The sequence below is a fragment of the Asanoa sp. NPDC050611 genome (assembly GCF_040654855.1).
In the GTDB taxonomy this organism is placed as follows: Bacteria; Actinomycetota; Actinomycetes; order Mycobacteriales; family Micromonosporaceae; genus Asanoa.
This window is the reverse complement of the sequence record NZ_JBFAIU010000248.1, coordinates 1-11,453: the sequence shown is the minus strand read 5'-3', so window position 1 is coordinate 11,453 and position 11,453 is coordinate 1. Positions and strand designations below refer to the sequence as shown.

Sequence of the window (11,453 nt, the reverse complement as noted above, 5' to 3'; positions counted from 1 at the left end):
GAGATGATGTAGGACTCGATGACCTCGGGGCCGAACCGGTCCTGGGCCTCGCGGATCGCGGTCATGCCGCCCGGTGCCTGGTGCCAACCGAACGCGGTGTCGGCCGCGGCGAGGGCGCCCGGGCGCTGCTCGCGCACCCGGCCCGCACGGCCCAGCGCCGCCGGCGACGTGCCGCCGAGGTAGATCGCACCCAGCTCGAGAACGTCGCACGCGAGGTCGGCCGGGTCCGTGGTGCGCTCACACGTGGTGCGCGTGCCGTCGGTGGTCAGCCGCCAGCGGCCAGCGTTGTCGGGCAGGATCGCGTCGGTCAGCTCGACGACCAGGTCGAGCGGCGTGCGGTACGCCCGGGCGCGCAGCGCCGCCGGCACGTCGACGACCCGCACCCAGAGCCCGTCGACCAGCGCCGCGTTGAGCCGGCGCGGCTCGGGCACGAGGTGCAGCAGCGGCTCGTCGGGCGTGGCGTGGCCGTACGTCAGGCGCCGGGTCAGGTCGAGCGAGAAGAGGAACCGCCAGAGCGCGCGGTAGGCCTCGGGGTCCGCCGCGACGACCTCGGTGACCCGCACCTGGCCGTTGGGGCCGCCGTTGCCCCAGTCGCCGCGGGTCCGCCAGGTCGCGTAGCCGTCGACGGTGCCGCCGGCGCCCTCGTGCACGACCGCCATCCGCGCCGTGGCGCCGTCGCGCTGGGACGGCAGGTCGGTCAGCAGGTAGGTCCACCAGTTGTCGTCGCGGCTCGACCATCCCGGCCGGTGCGCGCGGACCTCGTCGTAGAGCTTGACCAGCTCGGGCCGCAGCGTCGCCGGCGAGCCGGCCCGCAGCCGCCCCGGTGCCGCCGCGGGCAGCCCGGTGCCCGTCAGATCGGCGTCGATGTGGACCCGGGCACCTGCGAAGCCGTAGCCGAACCGGGGGTAGATCGCGGTCTCGCTGGCCCAGAGCGCGGCGATCGGCTCGCGCCCCGCGGCGGCGACGTCGCGGAGCTGGCGCTCCATCAGCCGGCGCAGGATGCCCTGCCGGCGGTGGGTGGGAGCCACGCCGACGCCCGTGACGTGCGCGCACAGCACGACGCCGCCCGGCACCGCCATCTCCCGGTCGAACGACCCCGCGTTGCCGACGATCGTGTCGCCGTCGACCGCCACCAGGCCGCGGGCGGGGTCGTGCAGCGGCCGCTCGACCGCGAGCGCGTCGGGGTCCTGCGTGTGCAGGAAGACCACGCCGAGCAGCGCCGCGATCTCGTCGAAGTCGTCGGCGGTCGCCGTTCGTAGGGCCAGATCGGGGGAAGTCATGCGTTCTGCGTACCGGATTGTCGTCGATCGGTCGACCGGTTTGCCGGGTCGCTACCCTGGCGTCAGGAGGCGAATTGCGATGAGCGACCAGCGGGAGCCGTGGGCCGAGCGGACCGTCGAGATGCCGCCGGGTGAGGAGAACCCGTTCCGGCGGGGGCGGGCGCAGGTGGGCCAGGCCCGGCCCGGCCAGCCGGCACAGCCGGCGCAGCCGCACATCCCGACCGGCACGGGCTGGCCGGACGACACGGGCGCGATACCGCGTCCCGTCTTCGCCGAGGAGCTGCGGCTGTTCCGCCGCGGCGCCGGGACGATGCTGATCGGCGCGCTCTTCGCGTTCGTCTGCTGGGGCCTGTGGGCGATCTCCGACGGTGGCAACCTCGGCACACCGGTGGCCCTGTTCGTGCTCACCGGGCTCGTCGCGCTCGGCCTCTACGCGCTCGCCCGGGTGGTCGGCCGGGTCGTGCTGGAGAAGCAGCTCGGCCGGGTGCGCCGGTCGGCCCGCGGCGCACACCTGATCACGGCCGTGTTCCTGGCCGGCGTCGGGTTCGCGTACCTGCGCTCGATCGACTGGGTGGTCGACGCCTGGAGCTGGTTCGCGAAGTTGTTCTAGGCCCCGGCAGGGCAATTCCGGCATGACGGGCAAAGCCCGTACCCTAGCCCCCGTGCCGTCGTCTTCCTGGTCGCTGCTCGACTGCCCCGCGCCGGCCGGCCGGATCGCCCGGTTCAAGCGCTGGCTGGGCGTACGCGTGATCAGGCTGCCCCGGCAACGGGTGGTGATCGTCGCGAGCACACCGGGACAGCTCCGCGAGCTGCTCGCCCGGCCGTCGTCCGCCGCACCGGTCCGCGGTGTCCGGATCCACGTCCACTGGCAGGCCCTCCGCCCCGGCTGGTCCGGCGCCGTCGACCCACTGCCCCGGCTGCGCCGGCACAAGGTCTCGCTCCCGCTGCGCCGGCGCGGGCTGGCGTCGGTGACGTTCGCGCTCCACGAGCCGCTGCCACTGCGCGACGTCGTCCGCAGCGCCCTCAACGCGCTGGTGCCGGTGCGGCGGTTGCCGATGCCGGCCAGTCCCGACGTCGCCGCGACCGGTGGCGTCCTGCCGGCGTTCCTGCCGCCGGCGGCGCGGGTCGGCCCGCTGCCGCCGCCGGACGAGATCCGCCCGACGGACGTGCTGCTCACCGGTGACCCGGCGGCCGATCCGGCGCTCGCCGGAGCCGTGCTGGTCAGCGACCGGTCCCAGGCCGGCGGCGTCGTGCTGCTGGACGCGATCCGGATCAACCCGTGCGGCCGGCCCGACCGCACCGCCGCGGGTGCGCTGACGCTGGTGCTCGGCGAGCCCCGGTCCGGGCCGACGGTCCGCTCCGGCCCGCTCGACGGCATCGGCCTCGACCACCTGACGATCGAGATCGTGCGGCGCCAGGCCACGGTGGACGCGACGGGCCTCGCGGGCTGGTCGGGCGACCCGACCGCGGCGGCGGCCCTGCTGGTCCAGATCGCCGCGACGGGCGCCGTCCTGCGGGCGCCGGACCTGCCGCCCGCGGTGACGAAGCTGCTGGCCCCGGAGCTGGCAGCGCTGCTGGACGAGCCGACGACCGCCGACCCGGTCGCCCTGGAAGCGCAGAGCATCCGGCAGCGCCGGGCGGCCCTGCGCGGCCACGCGGCGGAACTGGTCCTGCCCCGGCTCGCCGCGTTCCCTCAGCTGCGCGCGCTGCCGACGGTCAGCGCGCTCCTGATGACCCGCCGACCCGACATCCTCCTGCCGGTGCTCGACGCGCTGGAGAAACAGTCGTACCCGGAGCTGGAGATCGTGGTCGGCGTGCACGGCTGCCCGCCGCCGCCCGCGCTGTCCGCCTGGGTGGCCCGCTGCGCCCGGCCGGTCCAGGTGGTCGAGGTGCCGGCCGGCGTCGACTTCGGCACGGGCCTCGGCGTCGTCACGGCCCGCTCGCACGGCAGCCTGGTGACGAAGGTGGACGACGACGACACGTACGGGCCGGAACACGTCTGGGACCTGGTGCTGGCCCGGCACTACTCGGGCGCGACGATGGTCGGCAAGGGAGCCGAGTTCGTCCACCTGGAGGAGCGCGGCGAGACGATCCGGCGCCGGTTCGGCCACCCGGAGTCCTACGCCGAGTCCGTGGCCGGCGGCACGATCCTGATCGGCCGGGGCGACCTGGAGAACGCGGGCGGCTGGCGCCCGGTGCCCCGCTCGGTCGACCTGGGCGTCATCACGCGGGTCAGGGCCGACGGCGGCCTGATCTACCGGACCCACCCGTTCGGCTACGTCTACCACCGCCGGGAGCGGGGGCACACCTGGGACCCGGGCCAGCAGTACTTCGTGGACCAGGCGGTGACCAGCTGGCCCGGCCTACCGCCGTACGCCGAGTTCGGACACCTGGCGGCCGCGGGTGCGGCTCAGGCTGACCAGGACCGTTAGCGCGAGCAGCCCGACCACGAGGCTGAAGATGCCGCCCGCCCAGTGCAGGTTCGCGTACTCGATGACGATGCCGACACCGATCGCCGGCAGGGCCAGCACCGTGTAGAGGATCGCGAAGAAGGCCGAGAAGGCGGCGCCGCGGCGCTCCGCCGGCACGCCCGTCGCGATCGCCCGCAGGCCCGCGCTGACCGCGCTGCCGGTCGCCAGGCCGATCACGACCGCGGACGCCAGCAGGGCCGGCAGCGAGGGGCCGAGCACCGCCGCGGCGATCAGGGCCGCGCCGATGATCAGGGCGACGCAGGACGCCGGCAGCGAGACGTGGGGCGGCAGCCGGCGGTCGATCAGCTGGCCGATGCCCGTGAAGACGAAGCCCAGGAAGACCACGAAGCCCGTCAGCGCCGGGTCGTGCTTGTCGAGCTCCGTGCCGAGCAGGATGCCCGTGACCGAGGTGAGCACGCCGAGCACCGCGAAGCCGGCGCCGGCCGCGGCCGCGGCGCGGAGGAAGTCGCCGCGGATCTCGTGCGGAATGCTCAGGCGCTGGAAGCGGAACGTCGCCCTGGTCCGCCGGACGGTCTCGGCGACGGTGGCCAGGCCGGCCAGGCTGACCGCGATCAGCGCCAGGTGGACCACCCAGCTCAGCCGCAGCGGGTGCCCCGCCCACTCGGCCAGGATGCCCGAGAGCATCGTCCCGGAGGCCAGGCCGCCCATGTTGGCCACGAGGGCGAGGACCGGGCCGAGCCACTTGCGGTCGGCGGGCAGTTGCTCGCCGATCGCGGCCGTGCCGGCCCCGGTGGCCAGGGCCGCGGAGAACCCGGAGATCACCCGGGCGGCCAGCAGCATGCCGAGGTTGTCGGAGACCAGGAACAGGCTCGCGGCGGCGGCCGCCAGCAGCAGCGCGATGGCCAGCACCGGCTTGCGGCCGATCTGGTCGGAGAGCCGGCCCAGGGTGAGCAGGCCGATGACGACGCCGAGCGCGTACACCGCGAACAGGACCGTGACCTCGACAGGGACGATGCCGAACGACTGCTCGTAGAGCGGGTAGAGCGGCGTGGGCACCGTCGTGCCGACCATCACGGTCCAGAAGACGAAGGCCGTTATCGCGACATTACGCACGACGGCCAGCCTAGCCAGCTAGCGATCTTGGGCTGGTGTGCTCTTGGTTACGAGCTGACGAAACAGTGGTTCCAGGAGGGCGCGCAGGTCCTCCGGATCCGCGTCGGAGAGCGCGGACAGGCCGATGACCTGGCGCATGACCTGGAAGCCGGACACGACCGCGAGCACGATGGCCGCGCGTTGCGGTGCCAGGTCGCCGTCGAGCGACTCCGTGAGCCGGCGGTGGTAGTGCGCCTCGATCTGTGCGCGGGCGACCGCGGCCGCCTCGTCGCTCGACGAGCGCAACATGATCAGGAAGCCGTCCAGCGGGGTCGAGCCGGCAGCGGTGATGTCGACGAGCAGCGCGGCGATCCGGGCGGGGAAGTCCGGCGCGGCGAGGTTCTCCCGCGTCAGGATCGTCGGCTCGGCCATGATCTGGGCGATCACCTCGCCGAGGAGCCGCTCCTTCGAGCCGAAGTAGCGGTTGACCATCATCGCCGTGACGCCGGCACCTTCGGCGATCTCACGGACGCCCACGCCGTCGTAGCCGGACCGCGCGAAACCGCGCCGGGCTGAGGCCAGGATCGCGGCCCTGGTCGCGGCGGCGTCCCGGCGCCGGGTCTGCGTCATGGACGAAGTCTACAGGCGTAGACAAGTCCGCCGGCCCGGCGTTAGTCTACGACTGTAGACAAGAGGAGTTGATCACGGATGGAACGCGTGCTGGTCACCGGTGGGACGGGCTTCGTCGCCGGCTGGTGCATCGCCGGGCTGCTGGATCGCGGCTATGCCGTGCGCACGACGGTCCGCGACGGTCGGTCGCCCGCGCAGCCGCCCGTGGAGACCGTCCGGGCCGACCTGACCAGCGACGACGGGTGGGACGCCGCGGTCGCCGACTGCGCGTACGTCCTGCACGTCGCGTCCCCGCTGGGGCTCGACGGGCGCGCAGACGCGGGCGCGCTGATCAGCCCCGCCCGCGACGGCGCCCTGCGGGTGCTTCGCGCCGCGACACGGTCCGGCGTCCGCAGAGTCGTCATGACGTCCTCGACCGCCGCGACCACGCCGGCGGACTCGCGCGGCGTCGCCGACGAGACCGTCTGGACGGACCCGGCCGACCCGAACCTGACGCCGTACCGGCGTTCGAAGCTCCTCGCGGAGCGCGCGGCCTGGGACTACGCGGCGGCCAACGGCCTGGAGCTCACCACCGTGCTGCCGGCGGCGGTGTTCGGCCCGGTCCGCTCCCCCGCCAACGCGGGGTCCGTCGAGGTGATCGCCCGCCTGCTCACCGGCCGTCCGCCGCTGCTCCCCCGCTTCGGCTTCACCATCGTGGACGTCCGCGACCTGGCCGACCTGCACATCCGCGCGATGACCGACCCGGCGGCCGCCGGCGAGCGGTTCATCGGCGCGGGCGAGTTCCGCTGGCTGGCCGAGATCGCCGCGACGCTGCGCACACACCTGGGCGGCGCCGCCCGCAAGGTGCCGACCCGGCCGGTGCCCGACGGCCTGGTGCGCGCCCTGGCCCGGGTGGTCCCGCCGCTGCGCACCCTGACGCCGCTGCTCGGCCGGGACCTGACCTTCACCTCCGCGAAAGCCCAGCGCGTTCTCGGTTTCACCCCACGGCCGGTCGCGGAGACGATCCTCGACTGTGCACGGAGCCTTCCGGGTTAGGGCTGGGCGTGCGCCGGGCGGTGCGCGGGACCGCGCGGCGCGGGCGGGCGCCCCTCGGCGTCGGGACGGGACTTGGCCGCCTCGGCGATCGCCACGTCGAACTGGTGCGTGGTCGGCCAACTGCTGGCCATGACGAGCATCAGCAGCACACCGCCGATGCTCCAGACGCCAACGACGAGCGGGATCTCGAAGTGCTCGGCGAGCACGCCGGTGACCAGGACCGCGCCGCCCTGCATGATCTGCACGCCCGTGGCCATCACGCCGAACGCGCGTGCCCGGTAGCCGTGCGGCAGGGCCTGCACGAACAGGCCGTTGGCCACCGGCATCAGGCCGGCCACCGCGAAGCCCGAGACCGCGGCCAGCAGCGCCACGACGACCGGCGACGGGTTGAACAGCGCCGGCACCAGCACCAGCGGCGAGATCACCGCGAACGGGCGGACCAGTATCCGCCGGGCCTCGGGCGGCACCAGCCGCGCCATGGCCAGGCCGCCGATGATGAAGCCGACCGGGTTGGCCGCCATGATCAGGGCCTGGTAGCCACCGGCCGCGGTGCCGTCGGCCTTCTCCTGCGCCCAGGCGGCGGCCAGGCCCTCCGGGACGATCGAGAACAGCATCGCCGAGAAGACCAGCAGCGCGATGCCGCGCAGCACCCGCTGCCCGAAGACGAGCCGGAAGCCCTCGGCGGTCTCGCGGAGCAGGTTGGAGCGGTGGTCCTCGGTCATCGCCGGCGGGCGGTGCCGGGTGCCGAACCAGATCAGCAGCGCCGAGGCGAGGAACGTGCACACGTCGAGGACGATCGCGGCGCGCGGGTTGAACGCCGCGATGCCGGCGCCGACGGCGTAGCCGACGACCTGGGCCGCCTGGCCGGTGCTGTTGTTGAGCGAGAGCCCGACGACCAGCTTGTCGCCCGGGAGGATCAGCGGCATCAGCGCCGACCGGGCCGCCTGGCTGGGTGGGTTGGCCAGCGTGGCGACGAACAGGATCACCAGCATGACCGGCACCGGCAGACCGGGGATCACGATCAGCGCGATGAGCACCATCCGCGCGAGGTCGCAGAAGACCATGACGCTGCGGTACGGGTGGCGTTCGGCCAACGTGGCCAGCAGCGGGCCGCCGACGAGCCAGGGCAGGTAGCTGATCGCGAAGGCGGCGGCCGACAGGGCCACCGACTCCGACTCCTGGTAGACGATGACCGTGACCGCGGCCTTGGAGATGTAGTCACCCAGCCAGGAGAGGGCACTCGCCGCGTAGACCGCCCGGTATTCGCGCTGGCCGAAAACCTCGCGGAAGGTCGCCGGCCGGTCTGACGGTCGTGTCTCGTCGGACACTGGGTAAGCCTCCATCGCCCTCGGCCAGCCCACTTGTGGCGGAACGACCGAGCAACGTTGTCGAACGTCGGGGGTGAAGTGAGCTTGGGACGGATTCTGCCCGATCGTCTGACAACTGGCTAGGGCGAACGGGCAGGGCGTCGCTTGTCCGACTGAACGATCGGACGATACCCGACCGTTCGAGCGGGGCGCGACCCCGACCCGCACGACCTTCGATACGCGCCGGGCGTCAGGAACCATCCTCCGGTGTGGCCGGTCGCGGGAAGACCCGGGCCGCGAGCTGGGCGGTGATCCCCGCGCCGGCCAGGGCCTCGGTCAGCCGGCGGCGCAGCTCCCGCCCGACCACGTACTGACCGTCCGCTGTGGTCTTGGCGATCGTCCGGATCACCGTGCCCTCGACGGTCACCGTCTCGACGCCGAGCACCTCCGGCGCCTCGACGAAGTGCTCGGTCAGCTCCGGGTCGGCGTACACGGTGGCCGCCGCCTCGCGGAGCACCTCGGCCGCCTGTTCCGCGTCGGCGAACCCGATCGGCATATCGATCATGAGCATCGCCCAGCCCTGGCTCTTGTTGCCGACCCGGATGATCTCGCCGTTGCGGATGTACCAGAGCACGCCCCGGGCGTCCCGGACCGTGGTGATCCGCAGCCCGACCGACTCGACCACGCCGGTCGCCTCGCCCAGGTCGACGGTGTCGCCGACGCCGTACTGGTCCTCCAGCAGCATGAACAGGCCGCCGAGCAGATCCTTGACCAGGCTCTGGGCGCCGAAGCCGATGGCCAGGCCCAGGATGCCGGCGCTGGCCAGCAGCGGGCCCAGGTTGAAGCTGAGCTCCTCGAGCACCATCAGCAGGGCGATCGAGAAGACGAACGCGGTGACCAGGCTCCGCAGCACCGAGCCGATCGCCTCGGCGCGCTGGCGGCGCCGTTCGGGCACCACGGTCGACGGTTCCGGGGCCGCGGTGGGCACCCGGTTCCGCAGCGGCTTGAGGATCGCCGGGACCGAGCCCTCCGAGGTGGTCCGGACCAGCCGGCTGATCAGCTTGTGCAGGAGATACCGGGCCAGGACGGCGAGCAGCAGGATGGCGACGATCCGCGCCGGTTTGAGGAGGAAGTAGTAGCTGCCCTCGGCCGCCCAGGTCGAACCGGTCAGGTCGTACATCCAGCGGCAAAAGGCCCCATCGGCGGCGCAACTCGGCGTCGGAGAGGGCGGGGCCGGGGCGGCGAAGACAGTCACACGTGTGTTCGTACCGCATGGGCCATGGCGCCGATCCGGCGGGCCGAGCCGGGACGCAACCGGACGGAACCGACCATCTCACCACACGAAACCAAAGCTTCACTTCCCGACCCCGGATTAGTACGTGCAATCGGGTCCCCCATCAGGGACGATTGCTGCACGGGCGAAGGCACTCCGCCGGCGCCGGTCGTGGCGCGTTGCCGCACCACGGCCTCACACACGCAGACCTGTGGAGCGGGCGAGAGAACGACCGAGAGGGTGAGCGGGATGCCTGACATACGACCGACCGTGGGCTCCGGGGTTTTGGTCCTGAACGCCACCTACGAGCCCCTGTGCGTCGTGTCAGTGCGAAGAGCCGCGATCCTCGTCCTATCCGCCAAGGCCGTTTGCGTCGCCGATGGTGACGGGTTCCTGCACAGCGTCCGCCACGAGTTACCGGTGCCGTCCGTCGTCCGGCTCACCCGCTACGTCCGCGTTCCCTACCGGGCCACCGTGGGGCTTTCCCGACGCGCGATATTCGCCCGTGACGGGTGGCGGTGCGCCTACTGCAAAGGGCCCGCCGAGACCATCGACCACGTCTTCCCGCGCAGTCGCGGCGGTCGGCACGCCTGGGAGAACGTGGTGGCCGCGTGCGCCCGTTGCAACCACAGCAAAGGCGACAAGACCCCGGCCGAGCTCGGCTGGCGGCTGCACACCAAGCCGGCCGCCCCCAAAGGAGTCGCGTGGCGGGTGCTCGGTCACCGCGCCCCTGACCCGCGCTGGGCGAGCTGGCTCGACCTGCCCGCCGCCGAGGCGGCCTGAGCTAGACCTCGTGCGCTGAGACCAGCGACGCGAACACCACGATGTTGTCGGCGTAGCCCGTCGCGCCGCCGACCCACCGCCCGCCACACGTGATCAGCCGCAGCCCCGGCCGGCTGAAGTCGCCGTGCACCCGGTCCGCGGGCACCTCCGACTTGTCGTAGCGCTCCACCGAGTTCACCTCGAACACGGCCACGGAGCCGTCCCGCCGGCTGACCTCGACCCGGTCGCCGGGATCCAGCGTCGAGAGCTTCGCGAACACCGCCGGGCCGGTCTTCGTGTCGACGTGCCCGACCAGCACGGCCGGCCCGAACTCGCCCGGTGTGGGGCCGTCCTCGTACCAGCCGGTCTCGTTGGGCTCGTCGACCGGCGGCACCTCGATCGTGCCGTCGCGGGCCAGCCCGACGTCGTGCACGGGTGCGTCGACGCCGATCGAGGCGATCGTGATCCGGGTCGGCCGGCTCGGCTCCAGCACCGGAAACTCGCGGGGCGGCGGCTTGTCGCGCGAGCCGAACCAGTTCGGCAGCGAGACGGAGAAGCCGCCGGTCGCCTGCCCGAGCCCGAGGCCGGCGAGGAAGACACCGAGCAGGACCAGCACCACGACGCCGGGTACGCCCAGCGGCGAGCGCTTCCGCGGCGTGGCCGGCGCCGTCAGCCGGACCCCCGTGACCGGAGGCGGCGGTGGCGCGCTCGCACCGGGCAGGCGCAGCAGGTCCCGGACGACCGGGACCTGCTCGTGCTCGCCCGACATCGCCGTCAGGCCAGCCGTCGGCGGCGCAGCGCGACCGCGAGGCCCGCGCCCGCCACGACCGCGGCCAGCCCGCCGGCCAGCGCCAGCGTCCCGTCCCCGCCGGTGCCGGCCAGACCGCCACCGCCGGTGTGCGGGCCGTGGGACGGCCGGGAGTTCTCGATCACCCGCAGCGTGGTCTTCGCCTTGCCGCTCTTGACGCAGGTGAGCGTGACGTCGTAGTCGCCGGCGCGGGTGTCCCGCGGGACGGTCGCGTCGCCGGTCAGGAAGCCGTACCGCGGCACCAGGAGGATCTCGCCGAAGGCCTTCGAGTGCGCCTTCGCCTCGTCGACGCGCTCCTTGCAGCTGGCCTTGATCTCGACCTGCTCGCCGGCCTGGACGGTGCTCGGGCTGACCTCGATCCAGGTGCCCTCGGCCCCGGCGGGCTCGCCCTGTCCGGCCTGGTCGCCGCCGCCGGGCGGCCCGCCCGCCGGTGCGCCACCGCCGGGCTGGGCGCCGGGCGCCGGCTCCGCGAGGGCCGGCGCGGCGGCCATGAGCACGGTCCCGGCCGCCACGGCGGCCCCAGCGAGCGCGATCCGGTTAAGCGCGGCAAACGAAACGACAGACACGAAAGCCCCCCTCCGCCTGGGGAGACGATAACCCCGCCTATCGCATCAAAAGCCTGAAACCGGTCAGGTAACCCGAGAACGATTCGCGGAAAACCGGCGCCACGATTCCGCTTCCATGATCGTGTGGAGCCGCCGGAAGCCCTCGTACACCTCTTCGAACCGGGTGTAGAGGGGGACGCCGGGGTGATCGGGTAGGCGCCGAGGAAGACCGGCAGGCCCGAGCGCACGCCGGCAGCGACGAGGCCCAACGACAGCGCCTGGTTGCCGG

At 73.3% G+C, this 11,453-nt stretch carries 11 protein-coding genes; 4 read left to right on the top strand and 7 right to left on the bottom strand.

Annotation, left to right across the window (positions count from 1 at the left end):
• The coding region (locus AB0H87_RS29655; protein WP_360152776.1) for a GNAT family N-acetyltransferase at window positions 1-1,280 on the bottom strand (1,280 nt) is incomplete at its 3' end.
• Window positions 1,281-1,359: 79 nt separating this feature from the next.
• On the opposite strand from AB0H87_RS29655, the gene AB0H87_RS29650 reads away from it, so the two are divergent.
• Together AB0H87_RS29650 and AB0H87_RS29645 are read left to right on the top strand one after the other, a co-directional pair.
• The gene (locus tag AB0H87_RS29650; RefSeq protein WP_360152773.1) at window positions 1,360-1,890 is read left to right on the top strand and encodes a hypothetical protein; all 531 of its coding nucleotides are present in this window, start codon (window positions 1,360-1,362) and stop codon (window positions 1,888-1,890) included.
• 52 nt (window positions 1,891-1,942) lie between these two features.
• A complete protein-coding gene (locus AB0H87_RS29645) occupies window positions 1,943-3,712 on the top strand; it encodes a hypothetical protein (protein ID WP_360152770.1) in 1,770 nt (589 codons plus the stop codon).
• Here AB0H87_RS29645 and AB0H87_RS29640 read toward each other — a convergent pair.
• The gene (locus tag AB0H87_RS29640; protein WP_360152767.1) at window positions 3,644-4,825 is read right to left on the bottom strand and encodes an MFS transporter; all 1,182 of its coding nucleotides are present in this window, start codon (window positions 4,823-4,825) and stop codon (window positions 3,644-3,646) included. The two genes, AB0H87_RS29645 and AB0H87_RS29640, sit on opposite strands and share 69 nt — an antisense overlap.
• A gap of 18 nt (window positions 4,826-4,843) precedes the next feature.
• Entirely contained in the window at window positions 4,844-5,434 is a 591-nt protein-coding gene (locus AB0H87_RS29635) for a TetR family transcriptional regulator (protein ID WP_360152764.1), read from the bottom strand.
• A 78-nt stretch (window positions 5,435-5,512) separates the two neighbouring features.
• Here AB0H87_RS29635 and AB0H87_RS29630 point away from each other — a divergent pair, with 78 nt between their 5' ends.
• The gene (locus tag AB0H87_RS29630; RefSeq protein WP_360152761.1) at window positions 5,513-6,469 is read left to right on the top strand and encodes an NAD-dependent epimerase/dehydratase family protein; all 957 of its coding nucleotides are present in this window, start codon (window positions 5,513-5,515) and stop codon (window positions 6,467-6,469) included.
• On the opposite strand, the gene AB0H87_RS29625 is transcribed toward AB0H87_RS29630, so the two are convergent.
• Window positions 6,466-7,812 (bottom strand): MFS transporter, encoded by a 1,347-nt coding sequence (locus AB0H87_RS29625; protein ID WP_360152758.1) that lies wholly within the window; start codon window positions 7,810-7,812, stop codon window positions 6,466-6,468. The genes AB0H87_RS29630 and AB0H87_RS29625 overlap by 4 nt on opposite strands.
• Window positions 7,813-8,026: 214 nt before the next feature.
• The gene (locus AB0H87_RS29620) at window positions 8,027-9,031 is read right to left on the bottom strand and encodes a mechanosensitive ion channel family protein (RefSeq protein ID WP_360152755.1); all 1,005 of its coding nucleotides are present in this window, start codon (window positions 9,029-9,031) and stop codon (window positions 8,027-8,029) included.
• Between the two features lie 267 nt (window positions 9,032-9,298).
• On the opposite strand from AB0H87_RS29620, the gene AB0H87_RS29615 reads away from it, so the two are divergent.
• Window positions 9,299-9,832: an HNH endonuclease gene (locus AB0H87_RS29615; RefSeq protein WP_203705709.1), complete on the top strand. Its 534-nt coding sequence runs from the start codon at window positions 9,299-9,301 to the stop codon at window positions 9,830-9,832.
• Between the two features lies 1 nt (window position 9,833).
• On the opposite strand, the gene AB0H87_RS29610 is transcribed toward AB0H87_RS29615, so the two are convergent.
• Together AB0H87_RS29610 and AB0H87_RS29605 are read right to left on the bottom strand one after the other, a co-directional pair.
• The gene (locus tag AB0H87_RS29610; RefSeq protein WP_360152751.1) at window positions 9,834-10,580 is read right to left on the bottom strand and encodes a class F sortase; all 747 of its coding nucleotides are present in this window, start codon (window positions 10,578-10,580) and stop codon (window positions 9,834-9,836) included.
• Between the two features lie 5 nt (window positions 10,581-10,585).
• Complete coding sequence (locus tag AB0H87_RS29605) at window positions 10,586-11,185, bottom strand: hypothetical protein (protein WP_360152748.1); 600 nt, start codon at window positions 11,183-11,185, stop codon at window positions 10,586-10,588.
• Between the last annotated feature and the right edge of the window lie 268 nt (window positions 11,186-11,453).